22 protein-coding genes and 1 pseudogene are annotated in these 24509 nt (G+C 62.8%); 16 read left to right on the top strand and 7 right to left on the bottom strand.

The features are described from left to right. Positions 1–3: 3 nt before the first annotated feature. The 4 genes from CBW50_RS02035 to CBW50_RS02020 form a co-directional block, all read right to left on the bottom strand. Positions 4–933 carry a quinone oxidoreductase gene (locus CBW50_RS02035; RefSeq protein WP_226935496.1) on the bottom strand — a complete coding sequence of 310 codons (930 nt, stop codon included), beginning with the start codon at positions 931–933 and terminating at the stop codon, positions 4–6. 93 nt (positions 934–1026) lie between these two features. Then, positions 1027–1416 (bottom strand): methylglyoxal synthase, encoded by a 390-nt coding sequence (locus tag CBW50_RS02030; protein WP_086144003.1) that lies wholly within the window; start codon positions 1414–1416, stop codon positions 1027–1029. A gap of 29 nt (positions 1417–1445) precedes the next feature. Next, entirely contained in the window at positions 1446–2366 is a 921-nt protein-coding gene (locus CBW50_RS02025) for an EamA family transporter (RefSeq protein ID WP_086144002.1), read from the bottom strand. Positions 2367–2446: 80 nt separating this feature from the next. Beyond that, the gene (locus CBW50_RS02020) at positions 2447–4930 is read right to left on the bottom strand and encodes an alkaline phosphatase (RefSeq protein WP_226935400.1); all 2484 of its coding nucleotides are present in this window, start codon (positions 4928–4930) and stop codon (positions 2447–2449) included. Positions 4931–5073: 143 nt separating this feature from the next. On the opposite strand from CBW50_RS02020, the gene CBW50_RS02015 reads away from it, so the two are divergent. The 12 genes from CBW50_RS02015 (at position 5074) to CBW50_RS01960 (ending at position 16426) form a co-directional block, all read left to right on the top strand. Further along, a complete protein-coding gene (locus tag CBW50_RS02015) occupies positions 5074–5799 on the top strand; it encodes a YebC/PmpR family DNA-binding transcriptional regulator (RefSeq protein ID WP_086143934.1) in 726 nt (241 codons plus the stop codon). 60 nt (positions 5800–5859) lie between these two features. Continuing rightward, positions 5860–7128: a phosphoribosylamine--glycine ligase gene (gene purD / locus CBW50_RS02010; protein ID WP_086143933.1), complete on the top strand. Its 1269-nt coding sequence runs from the start codon at positions 5860–5862 to the stop codon at positions 7126–7128. Between the two features lie 125 nt (positions 7129–7253). Continuing rightward, positions 7254–8069, top strand: coding sequence for a hypothetical protein (locus tag CBW50_RS02005; protein WP_086143932.1), 816 nt, complete (start codon positions 7254–7256; stop codon positions 8067–8069). A gap of 273 nt (positions 8070–8342) precedes the next feature. Next, positions 8343–9893: a class I SAM-dependent methyltransferase gene (locus CBW50_RS02000; RefSeq protein ID WP_086143931.1), complete on the top strand. Its 1551-nt coding sequence runs from the start codon at positions 8343–8345 to the stop codon at positions 9891–9893. A 141-nt stretch (positions 9894–10034) separates the two neighbouring features. Then, complete coding sequence (gene hemF / locus CBW50_RS01995; RefSeq protein WP_086143930.1) at positions 10035–10949, top strand: oxygen-dependent coproporphyrinogen oxidase; 915 nt, start codon at positions 10035–10037, stop codon at positions 10947–10949. A 32-nt stretch (positions 10950–10981) separates the two neighbouring features. Beyond that, the gene (gene nadD / locus CBW50_RS01990; protein WP_253251894.1) at positions 10982–11629 is read left to right on the top strand and encodes a nicotinate (nicotinamide) nucleotide adenylyltransferase; all 648 of its coding nucleotides are present in this window, start codon (positions 10982–10984) and stop codon (positions 11627–11629) included. Beyond that, the gene (rsfS, locus tag CBW50_RS01985) at positions 11630–12319 is read left to right on the top strand and encodes a ribosome silencing factor (RefSeq protein ID WP_086143929.1); all 690 of its coding nucleotides are present in this window, start codon (positions 11630–11632) and stop codon (positions 12317–12319) included. It begins immediately after the preceding gene. 6 nt (positions 12320–12325) lie between these two features. After that, positions 12326–12796, top strand: a complete 471-nt coding sequence (gene rlmH, locus CBW50_RS01980) for a 23S rRNA (pseudouridine(1915)-N(3))-methyltransferase RlmH (protein ID WP_034747108.1) — start codon at positions 12326–12328, stop codon at positions 12794–12796. Between the two features lie 8 nt (positions 12797–12804). Then, the gene (locus CBW50_RS01975; protein ID WP_086143928.1) at positions 12805–13425 is read left to right on the top strand and encodes a nucleoside triphosphate pyrophosphatase; all 621 of its coding nucleotides are present in this window, start codon (positions 12805–12807) and stop codon (positions 13423–13425) included. Positions 13426–13468: 43 nt separating this feature from the next. Then, complete coding sequence (gene rng, locus CBW50_RS01970; protein WP_086143927.1) at positions 13469–14932, top strand: ribonuclease G; 1464 nt, start codon at positions 13469–13471, stop codon at positions 14930–14932. Between the two features lie 2 nt (positions 14933–14934). Further along, positions 14935–15717, top strand: a complete 783-nt coding sequence (locus tag CBW50_RS01965) for an AraC family transcriptional regulator (protein ID WP_086143926.1) — start codon at positions 14935–14937, stop codon at positions 15715–15717. Between the two features lie 79 nt (positions 15718–15796). Next, on the top strand, positions 15797–16426 hold the full coding sequence (locus CBW50_RS01960; protein WP_086144000.1) for a LysE family translocator: 630 nt from the start codon (positions 15797–15799) through the stop codon (positions 16424–16426). Between the two features lie 4 nt (positions 16427–16430). Here CBW50_RS01960 and CBW50_RS01955 read toward each other — a convergent pair whose 3' ends face one another. The 3 genes from CBW50_RS01955 to CBW50_RS01945 form a co-directional block, all read right to left on the bottom strand. Then, the gene (locus CBW50_RS01955) at positions 16431–16970 is read right to left on the bottom strand and encodes a hypothetical protein (RefSeq protein ID WP_226935403.1); all 540 of its coding nucleotides are present in this window, start codon (positions 16968–16970) and stop codon (positions 16431–16433) included. 84 nt (positions 16971–17054) lie between these two features. Continuing rightward, positions 17055–17522: a hypothetical protein gene (locus tag CBW50_RS01950; RefSeq protein WP_193068826.1), complete on the bottom strand. Its 468-nt coding sequence runs from the start codon at positions 17520–17522 to the stop codon at positions 17055–17057. Positions 17523–17636: 114 nt separating this feature from the next. After that, complete coding sequence (locus CBW50_RS01945; RefSeq protein ID WP_086143924.1) at positions 17637–18668, bottom strand: LacI family DNA-binding transcriptional regulator; 1032 nt, start codon at positions 18666–18668, stop codon at positions 17637–17639. A 207-nt stretch (positions 18669–18875) separates the two neighbouring features. Here CBW50_RS01945 and CBW50_RS01940 point away from each other — a divergent pair. From CBW50_RS01940 to CBW50_RS01925, 4 genes and pseudogenes are all read left to right on the top strand, one after another. Next, positions 18876–20114 (top strand): annotated as a pseudogene (locus CBW50_RS01940) (malic enzyme-like NAD(P)-binding protein); the annotation flags it as partial. A gap of 253 nt (positions 20115–20367) precedes the next feature. After that, positions 20368–21585, top strand: coding sequence for an O-antigen ligase (locus tag CBW50_RS01935; RefSeq protein WP_086143922.1), 1218 nt, complete (start codon positions 20368–20370; stop codon positions 21583–21585). A gap of 51 nt (positions 21586–21636) precedes the next feature. After that, positions 21637–23370: a lipid A export permease/ATP-binding protein MsbA gene (gene msbA / locus CBW50_RS01930; protein WP_086143921.1), complete on the top strand. Its 1734-nt coding sequence runs from the start codon at positions 21637–21639 to the stop codon at positions 23368–23370. A 36-nt stretch (positions 23371–23406) separates the two neighbouring features. Further along, complete coding sequence (locus CBW50_RS01925; RefSeq protein ID WP_086143920.1) at positions 23407–24507, top strand: glycosyltransferase family 9 protein; 1101 nt, start codon at positions 23407–23409, stop codon at positions 24505–24507. Positions 24508–24509: the final 2 nt, after the last annotated feature.

Here is a 24509-nt window from a genome sequence, read left to right as displayed (position 1 = left end):
CGCTCATGGCACGATGATGGTCGAGCCGGTCGTCTTGCGCCCTTCCAGGTCCGCGTGGGCCTGGGCGATATTGGCCAGGCTGTAGCGCTGATTGATCTCGATCTGCACTTCGCCGCTGCTGACGACGCCGAATAGCGAGGCCGCCATCTCTTCCAGGTTCGCGCGGTTCGAGGCATAGCTGAACAGGGCCGGTCGCGTGATGAAGAGTGAACCGCGCGACGCCAGCTCACTGAGGGTGAAGGCCGGCACGGGACCGGACGCATTGCCGAAGCTGACCATCATGCCCAGCGGCGCGAGGCAGTCGAGCGAACCCGTAAACGTATCCTTGCCGATGGAGTCGTAGACCACGGAAACGCCCTTGCCGCCCGTGATCTCGCGCACGCGCTCGACGAAGTTTTCCGTGTTGTAGTTGATGACGTGGGCCGCGCCATGCGCCTTGGCCAGGGCCGCCTTTTCATCGGAACCGGCCGTGCCGATCAGGTTCACGCCCAGCACTTTCGCCCACTGGCAGGCGATCAGGCCCACGCCGCCCGCGGCCGCGTGGAACAGCACCGTGTCGCCCGCCTTCAGGGCCACCGTGCGGTGGAACAGGTATTGCACCGTCAAGCCTTGCAGCATCATGGCGGCGGCCGTATCGAAAGCGATACGCTCGGGCAGCACCAGCAGCAGGGCCGCAGGCAGATTGCGCTGCTGCGCATACGCGCCATTGATGCGCGCCGCATACGCCACCCTGTCGCCAACTTTCACTTCGGTAACGCCCTCGCCCACCGCCTCGACGATGCCCGCGCCTTCCACGCCCAAGCCATTGGGCAGCGGCTGCGGGTACAGGCCCGTGCGGAAATACACGTCGATGAAGTTCAGGCCGATGGCCTCGTGCTTGACGCGCGCCTCGCCAGGACCGGGCGGCGGCAGTTCCACATCCACGTATTCCATCACTTCCGGGCCGCCCACGCGCTGTACGCGGATGGCTTTGGTGGTAATCGTTGCGCTCACAATATGCTCCTTGAAGAAGAATCGGGAAAAACGTCAGACTGCCGCGACGGCCCGCGCCTGCAGTTGCGACAGCACCAGGTGCGCCGACGACAGATTCGTTGCGCACGCCACGTTGTGCACGTCGCAGGCGCGCACCAGGGCGTTGATGTCCGGCTCGTGCGGCTGCGGCGTCATCGGGTCGCGCAGGAAAATCACGCAATCGATCAAGCCTTCCACCAGCAGCGAGCCGATCTGCAAGTCGCCGCCGAACGGGCCGGAATGCTTGCGCTCGACCTGCAAGCCCAGCTCGTTGATCAGGCGGCCGCCCGTGGTGCCCGTGGCCGACAGTTCGCAACCCTTGAGGAAATCCAGGTATTCGCCCGCCAGGGTAATCATGTCATCTTTTTTCTTGTCGTGGGCAATCAGGGCGATGCGTGTTTTCATGGTGCGGGCCATTTCAGTGAGTGAAGGAATTATTTCTTTTTCGACAGCAAGTAAATACCGGCCAATACCAGGCTGGTGCCAGCCAGCTGCCAGTTGGTAATCGGCTCATCGAGAATCATGGCACCGAGGAACAGCGTCGACACGGGGCCGATCATGCCTGCCTGCGAGGCGACGGGCGCGCCGATGCGCTCGACGGCGATCATCGTCATGAAGACGGGCATCACCGTGCAAAAGATGCCATTGAGCAAGGACAAGCCATACACGGGCATGGGCTGGATCAGCAGCTCGACAGGGCGCAAAATGAAAAATTGCAAGATGCAGGCAAAGCTGGCCACGCACATCGCGTAGCTGACCAGGCGCATCGAGCCGATGCGTTTCACCAGTTCGCCTGAACCCAGCAGGTACACGGCATACGAGCAGGCCGAGCCCAGCACGAGGGTCGAACCGAGGGCCACATTGCTGGCGCCGCCCTGCAAGTCATGCACGAACACCAGCACGATGCCGCAATATGAGGTGAGCAAGGCCAGCCACTGCAGGCGGCTGATGGTCTGCTTGAAGTACACGGTGGTTATCAGGAGCACGAAAGTGGGCGTAAGGAACAGAATCAGCCGCTCCAGGCCCACGGAAATGTATTGCAACCCAAGAAAATCCAGATAGCTGGACAGGTAATAGCCGACGAGTCCCAGCCCGACCAGGCGCCAGCGGTCGCTGTTTGACAGGGGCGGCTCCGTGCGCATTTTCCAGCATGCAATGACGGCGAACACGGGCAGCGAAAAAATCATCCTGAAGGCGATCAGGGTGACGGCGTCGATCTGGTAGCGGTACAGCAGCTTGGCGACGATGGCCTTGGTGGAAAACAACACCGCCCCGCCCACGGCGATGGCCAGGCCACCGAGGTAGACGGAACGGGGAATCGGTGCGGGGGATGCTTGCGGGGAACTGGAGCTCATGCCCAGATTGTAATGGATAAGCACAAGTTTGCCGGGCCGGCCATTCCAGGCCGGCCGCCAGCCCCGACTCCAGCGACAGGTCAGGAAATATTCACTCCCACCGTACCGGCCGCCACAGTGGCCGTCGTCACGCGCGCAATCACGTTCGAAGGCGCCGCCGTGCCGATCAGTTTATTCACCTGTTTGAACTGCGCCACCAGCTTGCCCGGCGTCAAGGTGACCACCGTGTAGCCCTGCGCATCCGTGTTCAGATGCTTGATCCATGGGTTGTTGCCCAGGCCGGACAATTGCTGCGCCAGGCCCAGCAGAGTCGCACTGAAGTCAGTGCTTGCTTTCAAGCCAGCCTGCACGGCCGCCACCGTCGCGTCGAGTTGCGCTTCCGGCACGCCCTTGGCGGCCAGGGCGCCGCGCAGTTGCACGCGCAATTGCTCCAGCAGGCTGTCGACGGTGGGCACAGCCTTGCCCATGGTGTAGTCGAGCAGGTTGACGTCGAGATTGACCGTGCCCAGACCAGTGACGGGAATGGCCAGCGGGTAGCTGACGAGGGTGCCGATGTCACCCATGCTGCCGGCAGCCGACTTCAGGTAGCTGAAGAAGGAATCCGAGCTGACGCCGGCCGAGACGAGGTCCACCATGACGGGCGTGCCGCCACCGGCCGCGTCGAAGTCGTCGCTGACCGTGCCGGCGAAGAACGAGTGGATATCCCCCGTGATGGCCACCACGTTGCCGATGGCATTTGTTTTCAGGTGCGCCATCAGATTCTTGCGCTCGCTGTTGTAGCCGTCCCACTGGTCGCAATTGAGCAGGAAGCGCGTGAAGAACGGCGCCAGCGCCGCTTGCTGGCCCGAAGCGGCGACAAAGCTGGACGCCGCGCCCTTGGCCTGCACGTCTGGCTTGATCCAGCCAAAGGCGATCACTTGCGCGGCGGCCGCAGGCGTGGCGCTGTTGTAGGCAGCCACCGCGATGCCGGCCTGGGCCGCGCTCAAGCCCGCGCCCACGGCCGCTGCGCCCTGCGCGCTGGCGTTGGCTGCCGCGCCGGCGATCGCCATGGCCGCCGCCTGCGCCACGGACTGCGATGCGCCGGCCGTCGAGGCGGCCACGATGGCGCACGCCAGCGGCACGCTGCCGCCCACCAGCGGCAAGGTCGTGGCGATGGATTGGCCTACTGTCGACATGGCGCTCAATGCCAGCAAGGTGGCGATCGCATCCGTGCCGTTCAAGCCCATGCGCAACAATGACACCTCATTGCCCCACAGCTTCCAGGTCGAGGTCGCCGCCTTCATCTTGCCCTTCCACCAGTCGCGCTGCGTGCTGCCCAGCATGCCGACAGCGGCCAGCGGGTCAGTGCCGGCTTTCGTGGCGGCAGCCATTTTCTGCCCCTCCACGCTGTCGAACAGGCTTTGCGGCACCAGGTAGCGGCTGCCGATGCTGCCCAGCGGCTTGCCCGTGGCCGGGTTGATGGTCGACTCGGCGATCGCATGGTCGGCGCGGTACAGGCGCTCGTCCGTCATCACCAGCTGCATCAGTTTGCCGAACTGGAAATCGCGGTAGATCTGGATGTTCTGGAACGTTGTCGCGGCGCTATCGAACGTGACGTCGGCCGGCATGTATTCGAACCACGCCTGGTTGGCGCTGCGGCGGCGGGCCGGCTGGTGCAGGTCGCTGCCATCCGTTGCCGCGATGCCTTCATAGGTGGAGGCATCCTGCCAGGCGTCGTCCGTGAATTCATGGTCATCCCAGATGGCGATGAAGGCAAAGCGTTCGTGCACGGCTTGCAGGCGCGTATCGGTGCGGTATTTCTTGTACAGGTAGCGGTAATCGGCCACTGTGGTGGCATATTTTGCGCCGGCGTTGCCGCTTTTGTACGTGCCGTCAGGCAATTTCAGCTGGTCGTGGCGGCTTTCCACGGCACCGCTCTGGAAGGCTTCGCCCACCGTTTCATAGATGTAGTCGCCCAGGTGGACGATGAAATCGAGCGATTCATTGGCGGCGATGTGCGACAGCGCGCCCCAGTGGTTGATGCTCCAGTCCTGGCACGTCAGATAGGCGAACTGCAGCTGCGGCACGTCGCTGGTCGCGGCAGGCGCCGTCTTGAAGCGGCCCACGTTCGAGCGCACGTCGCCGGCGATGAACTGGTAAAAATACACCTGGCCCGGCTGCAGGCCCGTCACCTTGTGGCGCAGCGTGTTGTCAAAGTCGGCTTTCAGAGGCAATTTCGCATCGACGATGGGCGTGCCGGCCAGGGCCGCGTTGCCGCCCAGGCCGGCCGTATTGTCGGCCGAACTGACGATCAGGCGCACGGCGACGTCCGACTTGCCTGCCACGGCAGGCGCGACGGCATCGAAACTGGCTGGCACGACGCGCGTCCACAGCATGGCGCTATCCGGACGCGGGTCGCCCGAGGCTACGCTTTGCGGGAATTTCCAGTCGCTGCCCGACGCCAGCGGCACGCCAGGATCGCTGTAATCGGTGCTGCCGCAGGCGGCAAGGCCGACGGTGGCCACGGAAACCGTAATAAAGCCGCCCAATTTCAGAAATTGCCGCCTGTCCATTTGACTTGCCATGATGTCGCGCCCTCAATATGGTGAAAGCGCGTCACTTTAGCAACAGATTGTGTCCGCTTGATGACGGGAGCATGCCGCTTGGCAGGGGGCCGATATGCTAAAATGTCGGCCACAATTGAACACCCGTCTAAGGAAGATTCGACATGGCAGGACATAGCAAATGGGCCAACATCAAGCATAAAAAGGCTGCCACCGATGCCAAGCGCGGCAAAATCTGGACGCGCCTGATCAAGGAAATCACGGTGGCGGCCCGCATGGGCGGCGCCGATATCGCGGCCAATCCGCGTCTGCGTCTGGCGGTCGACAAGGCGGCTGACGCGAACATGCCAAAAGACAACGTCCAGCGCGCGATCAACCGCGGCAGCGGCGGCGTTGATGGCGCCAACTACGAAGAAGTGCGCTACGAAGGCTACGGCGTGGGCGGCGCGGCCGTCATCGTCGAATGCATGACCGACAACCGCGTACGCACGGTGGCCGAAGTGCGCAACGCCTTCAACAAGAATGGCGGCAACATGGGCAACGAGGGCTCGGTGGCCTTCATGTTCCAGCACTGCGGCCAGCTGCTGTTCGCGCCGGGCACCGACGAAGACAAGCTGATGGAAGCGGCCCTGGAAGCGGGCGCCGAAGACGTCATCGCCGACGAGGAAGGCGGCTTCGAAGTGCTGACCCCCGTGCACGATTTCGCCACCGTCAAGGAAGCGCTGGAAGCGGCCGGCTTCAAGGCCGAAGTGGCCGAAGTCATCATGAAGCCGGCGACGGAAACCGTGTATGCGGGCGAAGACGCCATCAAGATGCAAAAGCTGATCGATGCGCTGGAATTGCTCGACGATGTCCAGGAAGTGTTCACCAACGCCCTCATTGAGAATTAATCACTCTGCACACAAGGGCGGCAGCGCCGCCCTGCAACCCACACTGAACGAACGGTCCCTATGAAAATTCTGGTAGTCGGCTCTGGCGGCCGCGAACACGCCCTGGCCTGGAAACTGGCCCAGTCCGAACGCATACAGATGGTGTATGTCGCGCCGGGCAACGGCGGCACCGCGCGCGATGCGCGCCTGGTCAATCTCGACATCAGCGACCCGCAATTGCTGGCCGATTTCGTTCAGCAGGAACACATCGGCCTGACCGTCGTCGGCCCGGAAGTGCCACTGGCAGCCGGCATCGTCAACCTGTTCCGCTCGCGCGGCCTGAAAATCTTCGGCCCGACCAAAGAAGCGGCGCAGCTGGAATCGTCGAAGGACTTCGCCAAGGCCTTCATGCAGCGCCACGGCATCCCGACGGCGGCCTACCAGACGTTTTCAGACGTCGCTCCCGCGCATGCCTACGTCGACGCCATGGGCGCGCCTATCGTCATCAAGGCCGACGGCCTGGCCGCCGGCAAGGGCGTGGTCGTTGCCATGACCCTGGAAGAAGCGCACCAGGCGGTCGACATGATGCTGTCCGATAACCAGTTCGGCGACGCCGGCGCGCGCATCGTCATCGAGGAATTCCTCGCCGGCGAAGAAGCGAGCTTCATCGTCATGTGCGACGGCAAGAACATCCTGCCGCTGGCCACCAGCCAGGACCATAAACGCCTGAAGGACCATGACCAGGGTCCGAACACGGGCGGCATGGGCGCGTATTCGCCGGCGCCGATCGTCACGCCGGCCATGCATGCGCGCGTCATGCGCGAGATCATCGTGCCGACCATCCAGGGCATGGCCAAGGACGGCATCACGTTCACGGGCTTCCTGTACGCCGGCCTGATGATCGACGACAAGGGCACGCCAAAGACGCTGGAATTCAACTGCCGCATGGGCGACCCGGAAACGCAGCCCATCATGGCGCGCCTGAAGACCGACCTGGTCACCGTCATGGAGCACGCCGTCAACGGCACCCTGGACGCCGTGGAACTGGAATGGGACCGCCGCACGGCCGTTGGCGTCGTCATGGCCGCCGCCGGCTACCCGGACGATCCCGTCAAGGGCACGCCCATCGGCGACATCCCGGCCGAAACCGCCGACTCCGTCACCTTCCATGCGGGCACCCGCATCGAGGGCGAGCGCCTGGTCACCAACGGCGGGCGCGTGCTGTGCGTGGTCGGCCTGGGCGACAGCATCAAGATGGCGCAGAAGCAGGCGTATGAAACCGTGGAAAAAATCCATTTCGATGGCGCACAATACCGCCGCGACATCGGCTGGCGCGGCTTGAAGCACTAGTCGGCCACTCTGTGGCGCACGGCAGGGCCGGCGCGGAGCTTCTCCGCCCCGGCCCTGTTGTCATTCGCGTGCCAGGAAATCGGACTTTGCGCTAAGATTCTGCCTTCCTGACAAAATGAGAGTCCATGACCAGCCACTCCCATCCCGCCCTCGCCCAGGTACGCCAGCTCGGCCTGATCACGGACAATGAACTCGACGACGCCATCGCCGAACTGGACATCGTCGCTTTCGAACGCGCACATCCCTCGGATGACGACGTCGCGGCGCCGGAACTGGCGGCCGGCGCGAGTGCCGCCGATGCGCTGGCATGGCTGCTGCTCACGGACCTGCTGCCGCAGGAGGATTTCCTGCGGCGCGTGCACGACCTGCCGCGCCGGCATGGCGGCGCGGCCCTGCTCGAACGCCAGCAGCTGACCGCCGAGGCGCTGCGGCACGTCAACCGCCTGGCCATCGACACCCTGTACGACGAAGACCTGATCAACCAGTGGCAGCGCGACGCCGCGCACGCCAGCTTGCCCGAGGACCGCCTGCTCGCTTCGCCCATCGCCGCTCTGCGCGACATGCTCAGGCAGGGCACCTTGTCCGGGCAGCAATTCGAGGCCATGCGCCAGCGCCAGCACGGCTCGGAGCTGGCGCGCATCATCGTCGACGGCGCCGCGCGCCAGGCTCGGCGGGAGCGCCCTTTCCATGCTCGCCAGGGAACCTGGGTGATGGCCGCGCTGCTACTGGTCGTACTGGCCTTTGCCGGCCGCGCCATCGTTTCCAGGCAGGCGTCCGCTCCCGCCGCAGCCCCGGTCGCCGCCATCACTGAGCCGGGCGTCGAGCGGCACGACCTGCGGCAGCGCGCCGCACAGGCCGTGGAGAGTGCGCGCGCACCCGGCGCCGGGCCGGACCTGTCCATCACCGTCGTGCAGGAAGGCGCCGCGCCGCCGGCACCCTGAGCCGTAACGCAAGGCCCGCCCTCACAGAAACGCGTCGCCGGGTACATTCTGTCCTTGCTTTTTTCCGGCCACGTCGGCCCGCGCGATGGCAGCAATACCCGCCCCTCATGCCGTCAAATCCGGCGAAGAAAGCCGCTGCGCCGGTGCGCAGTACCGCGATGACATCGGCGGGCGCGACCTGAAGCACGGATTCATCGTTTTTGACACGCCCGACATCCCCGCGCCGCTGGCACTGATGGCATACTGCCGTTTTGCCACCACTGCGGGGAAACCATGGCCTGGAACGAAGGATACGTGTCGGATATCGAGTACACCAACGGCTTTTACAGCGACCTCAGTCCGCATCACCTCAATTTCAGCTGCATCCTCAACGGTATCGAACCGGTGCCCCTGGATCAGCCCTACACCTACTTTGAACTGGGCTTCGGCCGCGGCCAGACGCTCAACATACTGGCGGCGGCCAATGCCAACGGCCAGTTCTACGGCAACGATTTCAATCCGGCGCATGTCGCAGGCGCACGCGCCCTGGCGGCATCGGCACAGTTGAACAATCTGACCCTGCTGGAATACAGCTTTGAAGAATTGGCCCAGGGCCGCGTATCGGGCCTGCCGCAGTTCGACTTCATTGCCCTGCACGGCATCTATACCTGGGTCAGCCGGGAGAACCGCCAGCATATCGTTGACTTCATCGCCCGCTATCTGAAACCGGGCGGCATCGTTTCGCTCAGCTATAACGCCATGCCCGGATGGAGCTGCGCCCTGCCCCTGCAACGCCTGCTGCTCGAGTTTGCCGCCAGCTTCCCCGGCCGCAGCGACTTGCAGATGCAAGCCGGCATCGCCTATGTGCAGCAGTTGCAGAGCCTGCAGGCCGGCTATATCGCGGACAATCCCGCACTCGCGCCGCGCCTCAACGCACTCGTGAACAGCGATCCTCATTACAGCGTGCATGAATACCTGAATCAGGACTGGGAGCCGCTGTACCACACCGACGTGATGCGCGACGTGGCGGGCGCCAAGCTCGATTTTGCCGGCTCTTCCGACCTGCCCTTTGCCTTTCCCGAGCTGTATCTGAACGCCGACCAGCAAGCCACCATCGACTTGCTGCCTGACGCGGCCATGCGCGAAATGATGAAGGATTATTTTCTCAATACCAGCTTCCGCAAGGATGTGCTGGTACGTGGCGCGCGCCGCATGGGGACGGTGCGTCAGGCCGAGTGCCTGGCCGACGTGCATCTGGCCATGCTGGTACCGCGCGCAAAAATGGCCTTTACCTTCCAGACCAAGGCTGGCGTGGTGACAGGCAACGAGCAAGTCTACGGCGCCGTCTGCGACGCGCTGGCCATACGCCCGCACAGCCTGGTCGAACTGGCCGCACTGCCCGCCTTGCCCGGACAGAGCGTGCAAAGCCTGGCAGAGGTGGCGGCCATGCTGGTCACCGGCAGCCAGGTCGTGATGTATTTTCCGGATGCGGCGCAGTGCGAGAGCGACGGCGCTGCCGCGCATCGCCTGAACCAGTCCATCGTCGCGCAGCTGCGCTATGGCGACGACTACCGCGTCCTGTGCTCGCCCTTGACGGGCAGCGGTATCGACACGGAATTCATCGACCGGCTGCTGTTTTCGCTGCTGATCCCCGAGCGGGAGCAGCCGGACCTGGCCACCCTGCGGGCGCAGGCGGCCAGCGGCATGGCGCAGTACGGGCGCCGCCTGCTCAAGGAAGGTGCCGCATGCGCCGACGAGGCGGCGCACCGGCAGCTGCTCAACGCCGCCATCGATGAGTTCATGCGGGACAAACTCCCCGTACTGCAGCAATTGCGCATGCTGTAGAGGATGCCGGCAGGGTGCTGGCCACGGACAGTGCCCGCCGCCGGCCGCAAAACCACAGCGCCAGCGCCGCCCTATCACAAAAACGCGTAACAGGGTACAATCCGTCCTTACTTTTTTATTTCGGCCTCGTCGGCCCACGCGATGTCGTCAACTCCCTCTCCTTCGGCCGTCAAAGCCTATCTGCTTGATTTGCAAAGCCGTATCGTGCAGGCGCTCGAAGCGCAGGACGGCAAGCCCTTCCTGACCGATACCTGGCAGCGCCCCGAGGGCGGCGGCGGCATTTCGCGGCTGATCGAAGAAGGCAATGTGTTCGAACGGGGCGGCGTGAATTTTTCGCACGTCACCGGCGCGGCATTGCCGCCATCGGCCGCAGCCGCGCGCCCTGAACTCGGCGGCAAGGCGTGGGAAGCGATGGGCGTGTCGCTGGTGCTGCATCCGCGTAACCCGTATGCGCCCACGGTGCACATGAATGTGCGCTTTTTCAGCACTGTGAATGCGAACGGCGAACCCGTATGGTGGTTCGGCGGCGGCATGGACCTGACGCCGTATTATGGCGATGCGGGCGATGTGAAGCACTTCCACCAGGTGTGCCATGATGCGCTGGCGCCGTTTGGCGCACAGCTGCATCCGAAGTTCAAACAGTGGTGCGACGATTATTTCTACCTGAAGCACCGGCGCGAAGCGCGCGGCGCCGGCGGCATCTTCTTCGATGACTTCAATGCCCTGGGCTTTGACGACAGTTTCGCCATGCTGCGCAGCGTGGGCGACGCATTCATCGATGCGTATGTGCCGGTGCTGGCGCGGCGCAAGGACACGCCCTACGGCGAACGCGAACGCGATTTCCAGTGCTACCGGCGCGGGCGCTATGTCGAGTTCAACCTGGTGTTCGACCGCGGCACCCTGTTCGGGCTGCAGTCAGGCGGCCGCACCGAGGCGATCCTGATGTCGATGCCGCCCGTGGTCAAGTGGCGCTACGACTGGCACCCGGAGGCGGGCAGTCCCGAAGCGGCGCTGTATACTGACTTCCTAGTGCATCGCGACTGGCTGCAGGCGTGACAATAGGTCGTACGGCGGGTAGCACGGCATGCGTGACGCTGCTGGGCGGCAGCTACGATCCGGTCCATTGTGGCCACGTCGCGCTGGGCACGCATTTTTCCAGTTTGCTGCACGCCGATGAACTGCGCGTCATTCCGGCCGGCGCGCCCTGGCAAAAGGGCAAGCTGGGCGCCACCGGCCAGCAGCGCGCCGAGATGGCCGGCCTGGCCTTCGCCGGCCTGCCCCTGCCCGTGGTGATCGACCGCCAGGAGATCGAGCGCAGCGAGCATGGCCAGGCCAGCTACACCATCGATACCTTGCGCAAGGTACGCGCCGAACTGGGACCGCGCGCTTCCATCGTTTTCCTGATGGGCGCGGACCAGCTGCAGCGGCTTGCGACATGGCGAGAATGGCAGCAATTATTTGAATACGCGCATATCTGCGTCGCGGCCCGCCCCGGCTTCGCGCTGAATGACACAGCAGTACCGCAAGTGGTCGCCGACGAATTTTCGCGCCGCCTGGGGTCTCTGGACAGCATCCGCAACACGCCGCACGGTCTGACTTATCTGGCACAGGACTTCGCGGTGGATATCTCCGCCACCGAAATACGTGCGGCATTACAACGAGGGAATCGGGCAAACTCGCTTGTTTCCCCGCTAGTGCTAGACTATATTGAACAACATAATTTATACAAAAGCTAAATGGACATCAAAAAACTGCAAACCCTCGTCGTTGACGCCCTTGAAGACGTCAAAGGTCAAGACATCGCCGTCTTCGAAACGAGTCACCTGACCAGCCTGTTCGACCGCATCGCGATCGTCTCCGGTACCTCGAACCGCCAAACCAAGGCGCTGGCCGCCTCGGTGCGCGACAAGGTCAAGGATGCCGGCGGCCAGATCATCGGCATGGAAGGCGAGGACACCGGTGAATGGGTGCTGGTCGATCTGGGCGACATGATCGTCCACATCATGCAAGCGCCTATCCGCGCCTACTACCGCCTGGAAGAAATCTGGGGCGACACCCCCGTCAAGCTGGGTGCCGCCAAGCGCGCGCCGAAAAAAGCGGCCGGCGACGAGCCGAAAAAGGTCAGCGGCCATCTGGCGGCAAGCAAGGCCAATGTGGAAGCTTCGCCCGTGATCGAAAAGAAAACGCCAGCGAAGAAGGCCACGGCTGCCACCGCCGCCAAGAAAGCTCCGGCGAAAAAAGCCGCCGCGCCCAAAGCTGTCGGCAAGACCGTGAAAGTCGCGCCGACCAAGACCGAAGCGGCCGCAGTGAAAGCACTGAAAGCGCTGCCGGAGAAAAAAGTACGCGCCCCACGCGCGGCCAAGCCGGCAGCCGATGCTGCACCGGCAAAAACCGTGATCAAGCGTATCAAAAAAGTCGAAGCGTAAGCATCGATGCAGCTCATCATCGCTGCAGTCGGCCATAAAATGCCGGCGTGGATAGAGACGGGCTTCGCGGAATACGCGAAGCGCATGCCGCCGGAATTGCGCATCGTGCTGAAGGAAATCAAGCCGGTGGAGCGTTCCGGCAGCAAGACCGCCGCCACGGCGATGGCGCTGGAACGTGAACGCATCGAAGCCGTCTTGCCCAAGGGCGTGCGCATCATCGCCCTCGACGAACGCGGCAAGGACCTGACCAGCGTCGGCCTGTCGCAGCAATTGATGGCGTGGCAGCAGGATGGCCGCGATACGGCTTTCCTGATCGGCGGCGCCGACGGCCTCGATCCGCAACTCAAGGCACGTGCCGAAGGCATGCTGCGCATTTCCAGCATGACCCTGCCGCACGGCGTGGTGCGTGTGATCCTTGCCGAGCAGTTGTACCGCGCCTGGTCGATCACGCAAAACCATCCCTATCACCGCGTCTGAACTTCCCCATGAAACCGGCTGATAACAAGATCTATCTCGCTTCCAAAAGCCCGCGCCGGCGCGAACTGCTGCGCCAGATCGGCATCGATTTCGAATTGCTGCTGCTGCGCAGCGACGGCCCGCGCGGCGCCGACGTCACCGAGGAAGTCCTCGATGGCGAGTCTGCGCTCGACTATGTGGCCCGCGTGGCGAATGAAAAAGCCGCCTTTGCCTGGGACCTCGTGCGCCGCCGCCACCTGACGCCGCGCCCCGTGCTGGCGGCCGACACCACCGTCACCATCGACGGCGTCATCCTCGGCAAGCCGGCGGGCCGGGAGGAAGCCGTGGCCATGCTGCAGCAGCTGTCGGGACGCACGCACGAAGTACTCACCTCGATCGCCGTACACTACAAGGATTTCGCCGAGCAGCGCACGCAGGTGTCGCAAGTGCGCTTCGGCGTACTCTCGCCCGCCTCCATCGCTGCGTATTGCGCCACGCCGGAACCCTACGACAAGGCCGGCGGCTACGGCATCCAGGGCAGCGCCGCGCTGTTCGTCGAGCACATCGAAGGCAGCCATTCCGGCATCATGGGCCTGCCCCTGTACGAAACTGCACAGTTGCTACGGCTGGCAGGTTTGCCCTTGCCCTGAACACGGGTATGATGTCATTCGTTGCCTCCACTCCCGCGCCTCCATGAACGAAGACATCCTGATCAATATCACGCCGCAAGAAACCCGCGTCGCCCTCATCCTGCAGGGCGCCGTGCAGGAACTGCACATCGAGCGCACGCTCACGCGCGGCCTGGCCGGCAATGTGTATTCCGGCAAAGTGGTGCGGGTATTGCCGGGCATGCAGTCGGCCTTCATCGACATCGGCCTGGAACGCGCGGCCTTTTTGCACGTGGCCGACATCTGGGAAGCGCGCGGCCACGACGGCCAGAACGCCACGCCGGCGCCGATCGAAAAAATCCTGTTTGACGGCCAGGTGCTGACGGTGCAGGTGATCAAGGACCCGATCGGCACCAAGGGCGCGCGCCTGTCGACGCAGATTTCCATCGCCGGACGCATGCTGGTCTACCTGCCGCAAGACAAACACATCGGCATCTCGCAGAAAATCGAGAAGGAAGCGGAACGCGAGCAGTTGCGCGTGCGCCTGCAAAGCCTGCTGCCGCCCGACGAAAAGGGCGGCTATATCGTGCGTACCATGGCCGAGGACGCGTCCGACGCGGACCTGAAGGCGGACGTCGACTACCTGAGAAAAACCTGGAGCACGATCACGCACGGCGCGCGCACGCGTCCCGCCACCAGCCTGCTGCACCAGGACTTGAACCTGGCGCAGCGCGTGCTGCGCGACTTCGTCGGCGATGAAACGGCCACCATCCAGGTCGATTCGCGCGAAAACTACGTGAAATTGCGCGAGTTCGCGGAAATCTACACGCCCAGCGAATTGACGCGCCTGCAGCACTACACGGGCGAGCGCCCGCTGTTCGATTTATATGGCGTGGAAGAAGAAATTTTGCGCGCGCTGGGGCGCCGGGTCGACCTGAAATCGGGCGGCTACCTGATCGTCGACCAGACGGAAGCGATGACCACCATCGACGTCAACACGGGCGGCTTTGTCGGCGGGCGCAATTTCGCCGACACGATTTTCAAGACCAACCTGGAAGCGGCGCACGCCATCGCGCGCCAGCTGCGCCTGCGCAACCTGGGCGGCATCATCATCCTCGACTTCATCGACATGGACAATGCCGAGCACCGCAACGCCGTGCTGGCCGAACTGAAACGCACCTTGTCGCGCGACCGCACCAAGGTCTCGGTGAGCAATTTCTCCCCGCTGGGCCTGGTGGAAATGACGCGCAAGCGCACGCGCGAGTCGCTCGCCCACATCCTGTGCGAACCGTGCCCCGCCTGCGCCGGCAAGGGCCAAGTCAAGACCTCGCGCACGATCTGCTATGAAATCCTGCGCGAACTGCTGCGCGAAGCGAAGCAGTTCAACCCGCGCGAATTCCGCATCCTCGCCTCGCAGGAAGTCGTCGATTTGTTTTTAGAGGAAGAATCGCAGCACCTGGCCATGCTCGGTGATTTCATCGGCAAGAAAATTTCGCTGCAGGTGGAAAATGCCTACCACCAGGAGCAGTACGACGTGATTTTGATGTAGTCATGCCCGGCAGCACGACCTTCTGGCGCGATCCGCTTCTACCCCACGTGGAAAGCCGGCGCGCGTGCCACAGCCGGGCGTGCTACAAGCCGCACAGCCATCCCACGTTTTCCATCGGCGCCGTCGATTCGGGCGGCAGCATCTTTACGGGCAGCAATGAGGGCAAGGTGGCTCTTGGCAATGGCAGCCTGGTGCTGGTGCCGGCCGGCTGCGTGCACGCCTGCAATCCCCTGCCTGACGCCGTCTGGAGCTACCAGATGCTGCATCTCGATGCGCAGTGGCTGCATAGCCACGTGCCGCAGCTGGATGCAAGCAGCGCCAGCGTACTGCACGAACCTGTCCTGTATGCGCAGTTCTGTGCCATGAATGCGCTACTGTTCTCGCCCGCAGCCGCGGCCGCCAAGCAAGAGGCCCTGCTGGCCTTGCTACACGCCTGTGCCGATGCCTGCGGGGCAATCCCCCTCCCCTCGCACGCTGCCCGCATCCCGATGCAACTACGCCCGGTAGTGCAGCAGCTGCAGTCTCAACCGCTGGCCAGCCTGGCGCAACTGGCCGAACTGGCCGGCATGAGCCGCTACCAGCTGATCCGCGCCTTCCGCGCCGCCACCGGCATGACGCCGCATGCCTACCAGCTGAATCTGGGCGTCAACCGCGCGCGCAGCGGCTTGCAGGCGGGCAACGCCCTGGCCGACATCGCCTGTGAGCTGGGGTTTGCCGACCAGAGCCACCTGCAGCGCGTCTTCAAGGCGCATGCCGGCATCACGCCGGGACGCTATCGCGGCTGAAGCGCCTGCAATTTTCTTCAATACAGACCGGAGCGTCCCCCCGCATACTCGCGCATCGCCATTGCCGGAGTCGCGTTTCATGCAGGATTTTCTCCTTATCGCCGCCGCCCACTTCCTCGCGCTGCTGTCGCCGGGGCCCGATTTTTTCCTCGTCGCCCGCAGCGCGCTGGCGCACGGCTGGCGCGGCGCCATGCCAGCGTGCATCGGCATCGCACTGGCCAATGGCGTGTTCATCGTGGCGGCGTTTGGCGGCGTCGCCGTGCTGCATCCGGGCAGTCCCCTGTTTATCGCCGTGCAATTGGCGGGCTGCGCTTATCTGCTGTACCTCGGCGGGCTATTCCTGCGCCATGCGGGCACCACGACGCTGACGGCAGCGCCGGCCGCCACGCCCGGCAAGGCGCACTGGCGCAACGGCCTGGGCATGGGTTTCCTGTCTGCCATCCTGAATCCGAAGAATGCGCTGTTCTACGTGAGTCTGGCGTCCGTCGTCGCCAGCCGGCAAACGGACAGCGGCTCGGTCGTGCTGTATGGCGTGTGGATGGTGTGTGCCGTGCTGGCGTGGGACATGGCGGTGGCGCTGGCCATCGGCAATGGCACGCTGCGGCAGCGCTTCGCGCGCGCGCTGCCGAGCCTGGAGCGGCTATCGGGCGTGATGCTGATCGTGCTGGCGGTGCTGCTGCTGGTAAATGTCGCCAGCAGCAGTGTCTGACGGATCAGGCGGGCAGCGGGTCCAGGTAAAACACGGCATACACTTTCAACGGTGTGGTCTCCGTGGCCTTTTCCGAACGCACGACGGAGCAGTCGTCGGCGGCGAGGCTGCGCCAGTTCTGGATGCCCGCCTTGGCGAACATCGCGTGTGCAGGGGCGTTGGCCGCCAGGTCCAGCACCAGGCAGGCGTTGCGCGGACCGGCGCCGTAGTTGACGGCGCGGATCTCGATGCCGAAGGTCGTCATCCACGGTTCCCACAGGCCTTTTTCCTTGCCGGCGGCCATGCGGTCGAGCATCTCGCCGAAAGTCAGGCCCTTTTTGACGGTGCTGCGCAGGGCGGTCAGCGACGGCGCCAGACGCGGATCGGGCTGCTTGTTGCCAGCGCGAATCTCGGCGATCGCTTTCAGTTCCTTGATGATGGCCGCATCGCGTTCCGTGTAATCGCGCATGCGCGCATAAAACTCGGCGTCCAGGAAGGGATTGACGGTCAGCTTGGCGACGCCCTCTTCGCGGCGTTTGGGGGATGGCGTATTGGTTTTGGTCATGGCGATAGAGGGCAAGAGAAACGATGAGGGGCGCCAGTTTAACACCTTGCGACAGCGCCGGCATGCCTTGCCGGCGCTTTCCTGCTACGTCGGGTGGGAACGCGATGGTGCAAGGGCCGCGGCGCGCGCGGCGGGCGGCATGAAAGCGCGCCGCGGCCCGAAGAGGAAAACAGCGCCCGCATACAGTCCCGCCAGGGGAAAACGTACTTCCTTGAGCAATTGATGGAAAATGGCGATCGACTGCGCGCGGGTCACGGGAATATCGGCGCGCCACTGGCACAGCACGTCATGCACGAGGCTGGCATGATAGGTCGCCGGCAGGCCCAGGTGCTGCGCGCCATCGGGCGTGCCCACGTAAAACAGGCCGAGCACGCTGATGCAGGGCGAACAGCCATCCCAGGCATAGCCGGCGCGGATGCGGATCGCCGATTCGCGTATCGTCACCCACTCGTTTTCAAACTCTATGCCTTCGAGCAAGGGAGAGCAATAGCCATAGTCGCTGCCCAGCGCATAGCGCCAGGCATTGCCGGGCATGCCGAAATTCTTCGGCATCAGCTGCCCCGCCGAGGCGAGCGCCGCTGTTGTTGCTTGCCTGTCATCTGCATGGTTTTGTCTTGATCATTATCAATATCAAGATTTAAACATACTCAAGCAAAACAAGCGCAATCAGCGGCAAGCGCGCGGCGGCGCCGTCGACTCGCGCACCACGAGTTCCGGCTTCAGGCGCACGTCCAGCACGGCGGCATCGGGTGTATCGATGGTTTGCAGGATCAGGCGCGCCGCTTCCGTGCCGATGCCATGATGGCGGATGCGGATGGTGCTCAACGGCGGACGGATCATGTCCATATAGGGCATATCGTTGTGGCCCACCACGGAAATATCTTCGGGGCAACTCAAGCCCAGCTCGCGGATGGCGTCATAGCAGCCGATGGCCACCAGGTCGCTGCCGGCCACCACGGCCGTCGTCTGCGGCGACTGGCGCAGCAGTTCCAGCAGGGCCGCCTTGCCGCATTCGCGCGAGTAACCGCTGCTCTCGAAGACGAACGCCTGCGACGGATCGAGTTCGCTGGCCTGGATGGCGGCCAGGAAGCCCAGGCGGCGCACGTGGCCCGTGGACAGGTTTTCCGGTCCCGCAATGTGCGCGATATGGCGGTGGCCCAGCGCCAGCAGGTGCTCGACGGCCAGGCGCATGCCGACCACGTCATCGCTGACGACGCAGGAAGCGACGCCCGTCTCGTCGCTGCGGTTGACGGTGACCACGGGCACGTTCTGGTCGATGCACATCTTGATGACGGGATCATCGCGACGCGCCGTGGCCAGGATCAGGCCATCGACCTGCTGCCCCAGCAGGCGGTTAATGACAAACAACTGCTCTTCCTCGTCGGCGCCCACATTGGCGACGATGGCCAGGTAGCCATGCTTGCGCAAGCCTTCCTCGATGCCCAGCAGGATGGGGGGGAACACGGCATTCGTGATATCCGGCAAGACCACGCCGATGATGCGCGACTTGCGCGTGACCAAGGTGGAAGCGGCGCGGTTTGGCCGGTAGCCCAGCCGTCCCGCCTCGGCCAGCACGCGTGCCGCCACTTCGGCGCTGACCATTTGCCGCGTTGCCGGATTCATCACGCGCGAGACGGTGGAAAAATGCACGCCGCTGGCCCGCGCTACGTCGCTTAAGGTGGGGTTCTTGTTTGTCATGGGCTTCCCGGATCGCAATACCGCGATTTTATCGCAAAAAATCCCCATCCCGTCAAAAACCGAGCAAACGCTTGCATTGAAATAAAGCCCTCGCCCAAAGCGGTTTTGATCGACTTCCCCTCAAACGAGCCTTGACAGCGTGCAAACGCTTGCATAACATGGCTCAGATTGACCACTCGGGCCCTGTATGCCCTTCCCAGAATTCCTATGTCTACTTCCCACAGCAAGCACGCCGACCAGAACGGCGAAACTTTCAACCTGAAAGAAGCCGCCCTCGCCTATCACGCCGAACCGCGCGCAGGCAAGATTTCCGTCACGCCAACCAAACCGCTGGGCGATGCCCGCGCCCTGACCCTGGCGTACTCGCCGGGCGTGGCGTTCGCCTGCGAAGCCATCGTGGACGATCCGCGCACGGCCGGCACCTACACCTCGCGCAGCAACCTGGTGGCCGTGATCACCAACGGCACGGCCGTACTGGGCCTGGGCGATATCGGCCCGCTGGCCAGCAAACCCGTGATGGAAGGCAAGGCTTGCCTGTTCAAGCAGTTTGCCGACGTCGACGTGTTCGACATCGAACTGGCGGAAAACGATCCCGACCTGTTCATCGACACCGTGGTGCGCATGGAGCCGACCTTCGGCGGCATCAACCTGGAAGACATCAAGGCGCCCGACTGCTTCTATATCGAGCAACAATTGCGCAAGCGCATGAACATTCCCGTCTTCCATGACGATCAGCATGGCACGGCCATCATCGTCGCGGCCGGCATCCTGAACGGCCTGGAACTGGTGGGCAAGGATATCGGCAACGTCAAGGTGGCCGTCTCGGGCGCCGGCGCCGCCTCGATCGCCTGCCTGGACCTGCTCGTCTCGCTCGGCCTGAACAAGTCGCTGCTGAAGGTCTGCGACAGCCAGGGCGTGATCTATCCGGGCCGCGACGCCAACATGGAAGAGAACAAGGCACGCTACGCGAATGACACGAGCGACCGCGACCTGGCTGACGCCATGGTCGGCGCCGACATCTTCATCGGCGTCTCGAAGGGCGGCGTGGTGAGCGCGCAGATGGTCGAATCGATGGCCGCCAAGCCGCTGATCTTCGCCCTGGCCAATCCGCATCCAGAAATCGCCCCGGAAAAAGTGCACGCCGTGCGCGACGACGCCATCGTCGCCACGGGCCGCTCGGACTACCCGAACCAGATCAACAACGTGCTGTGCTTCCCCTACATCTTCCGCGGCGCGCTCGACGTGGGCGCCACCACCATCAATGAAGAAATGAAGCTGGCCTGCGTGCGCGCCATCGCCGCACTGGCCAAGGAACCATTGCCAGGCCACGAAACCAGCGCGCTGACGCCGCTGCAACTGATACCATCGCCGTTCGACGAGCGCCTGCGCAGCTGGGTCGCCCCGGCCGTCTCGCAAGCGGCAATCGCCACCGGCGTGGCCACGCGCGTGCCGGCGACTGCCTGAAGCGCATGAGAAAGACGCTCTGCCCTTAGCAAAACCATAGCAAGTTACCATTGCTTACAAAAAAACCATGGCCAAAAACCATGGTTTTTCTCGCTTCCCCTTGGTCTATCCTGGATAGTTGCCAACAATGAAATTATCTGAAGGTATTTTTGCATAAACCTTCGATTACAATGACGGCTACTTTATGTTGCTACAGTTGCCAGATTGGCGACGATATGCGTTACCAAGGATATTCATGCTCGGTCTGACTTCTATTTGTATATTTCTTTTTTCTGCATTGTCGTTGGCAGTTACCAGCGGATACTCATTCGGGGCTTTACCCCTTCTGCTTGCCAGCACCTGTCTGCTATGGAAACGGCCCCGCCTGAATCTGCAGCGCCAGGATTATCTGCTGCTGGGCACGCTACTATTGTATTTCTTCGTTTTCACGGCAAACATGCTGTACCACGCCGATCCGACGCGCGAACTCGACATCCCTCTGCGCGCGCTACTGGCAGCACCGGTACTGCTGTTACTGCTCGCCTATCCGCCTCGCCCCGCAGCGTGGTGGAGTGGAGTTGCCATCGGGGCAATCGCAAGCGCTGCACTGGCGTTTTGGCAATTGATCGTCCTGCATTTGGAGCGTCCACAAGCGGCAACCAGCAATGCTATTCACTACGGCAATGCCAGCATGTTGCTAGGCATGCTACTCCTTTGCGGCTTGGGCTGGGCTCGTGAACAACGCAATCGTACGACATGGACATTATTAATCCTCGCAGGCACCTTGGCTGGCGTCCTCGGTTCCATCGTCAGTGGCAGTCGCGGCGGTTGGCTGGTTTTGCCTGTCTGTACGGGGATCATTGCACTGCACCATGCAAAAACACATGACAAACGCTATATCATAGGAGCGGTCATTGTCATCATCATCACACTGGGCTCGCTTACCTACGCATTGCCCAACTCCCAGATACGCAAACGGATGGATATCGCTGTCAATGAGATGCAAGATTTTGAATACGGCGCTGACCTCAAGTGGTCGTCCGTCGGCCAACGTCTTGAGATGTGGCGCACGGCCCTGCTGATGTCAAGCGAGCACGTGTGGATGGGCATCGGCCGTACTGGTTATCTGGAGGAAAAACGCATCATGGTGGCAGAAGGAAAAATGAGCGACGTCATCAGTAACTATACCAATGCCCACAATGACTATCTCGACACATTGGTCAAACGCGGCATCACTGGCCTGCTGGCCCTGTTGCTGCTCTTCCTTGCGCCGCTGGCCCTGTTTGCCCGCGCCTTGCGCCACAGCGCCAGCCCAGCCCAGCCGTATGCGCTGGCCGGCGTGGTACTGTGCACCTGCTACATGATTTTTGGCCTGACGACGAGCTCGCTAACTTTGAACATTGGCATCATCATGCTGGTCTTCCCGATGGTGATACTGTGGTCCATGCTGCGCCATCAAGAACGTACTACCTGAGTTCGTTTTCCGCCCAACCGTTTTTGCTGTCCCCTGCAAGGAACCGTATTGATGCTCACGCCCGACCTGAAGCGCCTCACCGCGCTGCACGCGCCGTATAAAAAACATCTGGCCCTGGCCCTGCTGGCGATGGTCGTCACGGCGGCGACAGAACCATTGTTGCCCTATGCACTCAAGTTGCTGCTCGACAATGGCTTCGGCGGCAAGGTCAATTTCTCGTTCTGGCTGGTGCCGCTGATCGTCGTCGGCATCTTTGCCATGCGCGGCGCCTCGACGTTTGCCAGCAGTTACCTGATGAGCTATGTCTCCACACGCATCCTCAACGAACTGCGGCGGCGGATGTTTGCCAGCATGCTCAACCTGCCCATCGACTTTTACAACACGCATACGGTCGGCAAGGTCATCAATTCCATCATGTTCGAGGTACAGCAGATCATCGAGATGGTGACCAAGGTGTTTACCTCGATCGTGCGCTCCTCGCTGACTGTGCTGGGCCTGCTGGCCTGGCTGCTGTACCTGAACTGGGCCCTGACCCTGGTGACCCTGGTGCTGCTTCCCGTGCTGACCATCGTGGTGCGCACCACGGGCAAGCGCCTGAAAAAACTCAACCGCGACTCGCTGGCCGTCAATGCCGAGCTGACCCAGGTCATCGAGGAAACCACGCGCGCGCAGCAAGTGATCAAGATCTTCGGCGGCCAGGACTACGAAAAGTCGCGCTTCGAAGAGCGCGCCGAACAATTGCGCCGCTACAGCATGCGCATGACCACCACCTTTTCCGCCACCGTGCCCATTACCCAGGTGATCACGGCCGCCGCCGTGGCCCTGGTCATCGTGATGGCCCTGTTCCAGTCGGAGCACGGACAAATCACCGTAGGTGGCTTTGTTTCCTTCATCACGGCCATGCTGATGCTGCTGACGCCGCTGAAACAGCTGGCCGAAGTCAATGGCCCGCTGCAGCGCGGCATGGCCGCCGCCGAGGAAGTCTTTCTGCTGATAGACAAGACGCCGGAACGCACGGGCGGCAAGCCCCTGGCTGGCCGCTGCAGCGGGCACATCGAATTCAAGGACGTGAGCTTTACCTACCCTGGCCATCCGGAACCGGCCTTGCAACACATAAATCTGAGCATCGCGCCTGGACAGACGGTGGCTTTTGTCGGCATGTCCGGCGGGGGCAAATCGACCCTGGTCAGCCTGCTGCCGGGCTTTTACTCGGCTACCGGCGGCCAGATTTTGCTCGACGGACAGAATATCGATGATATCGCCCTGACGAGCCTGCGCAAGCAGATCGCCATGGTCAGCCAGCAAGTGGTGCTGTTCGACGATACCCTGGCCGCCAACATCGCATATGGCGACGCGGCGCCGGACCGGCAGCGCATCGAAGCGGCAGCGGCAGCCGCCTTCCTGTCCGACGTGATCGATGGCTTGCCCGACGGACTCGAAACGCGCCTCGGCGACAACGGCTCGCGCCTGTCCGGCGGCCAACGCCAGCGCGTGGCCATCGCCCGCGCCATTTACAAGGATGCGCCCATCCTGATCCTCGATGAAGCCACCTCGGCACTGGACACGGAGGCGGAACGGGCCGTGCAGGCGGCGCTGGAGCACCTGATGCAGGGTAAAACCACCTTAGTTATTGCTCATCGACTATCAACAATTGAACGTGCGGACTGTATCGTGGTATTGTCACACGGGAAAATAATGGAAACGGGCAGTCACCTACAATTATTGGATGCCAACGGCGCGTATGCCAATCTGCATCGCCTGCAATTTTCCCAGCAAGTAATTTGACACCATCGAATGAATACCCTGAAATCGTATTGATACATGACGCCTTTGATTCCCGCCGAACTTCTACAAAAGTCGGACAAAATTCTTTTCATCGCCCATCTGGCGCTGGGAGACTTCACCTATCTGCAAAATGGCTTCCGCGCCTTTGCCGCGGCCTACCCGCATATTAAAATCCACCTGTGGGTCGATGAGGTCCGGCGCACGTCGGACGCCAGGCAATGGGAAGGCTTGCGCACCTATTCGCTGTACGATTGGGTCGAACAGTCGGGTCTGTTCGCCAAGGTCTACCGCAAGACCTACAGCCCGGCCCTGTACGAGGAGTCTCTGCAAGAGGCCCGGGCAGAACAGTATCCGGTCGTCGTCTCGCTGGCCCACGTGCGGCCACAGCAGTATGCGGATCTTGCCCGCGAAATCAGTCCGCACGGGCTGGTGATCGGCACGCGCAAGCCGTTCAGCCCGCTACGTCCCTGGCATTATCTGGCCTACCGCAAGATCGACGCCGTGCTGGCGTCGTATGCGGGACAGGATGCGGGCGAGCACCATATCAGCAGCGTGTATGCAGACTGGTTCCATCAATTGACGGGACTCGAGATTCCCGTGGCCGAACGCTATCCCTTCGTGCACATTCCCGAACATGCGCTGCAGCAGGCGCAGGAGCAGTTGACCGCCTGGGGCTTTGCACCGCGCCAGGGGCCGCTCGTCCTGTTGAATCCATTCGCCAAGTCGCACAAGCGCGGCTGGCCGCTGGAACGCATTGCCGAGCTGATCGCGCGCATGCAGGCGATGCCGAAATGGCAGCATGCCTGCTTCCTGATCAATGCCATGCCGCAGGAACTGGCCAAGGTGGATGCCGTCGTGCAGGCGCGCAACTTGCCCCGCACGCAGGCCTTCAGCGCCGTCGACAACTTTTTCCAGCTGCCGGCCATGCTGGCCCAATGCGACCTGATTATTTCGGTGGAAACATCGATCATGCATCTGGCGAACGCCGTGCATGTGCCCGTGGTGGCATTGATGCGCAAGAAAAATCCCGAATGGGCGCCCTTCGACAGCGCCAACAGCACCGTCATCACGGTGGCGCGGCGCAGCGACTGGGTCAAGGCGATTTCAAGCGATCAGGTATTGAAGGCCATCGCTTAGAG

It is taken from the genome of Janthinobacterium sp. GW458P (assembly GCF_002127585.1).
In the GTDB taxonomy this organism is placed as follows: Bacteria; Pseudomonadota; Gammaproteobacteria; order Burkholderiales; family Burkholderiaceae_D; genus Janthinobacterium.
This window is presented reverse-complemented; position numbering and strand designations above follow the sequence as displayed.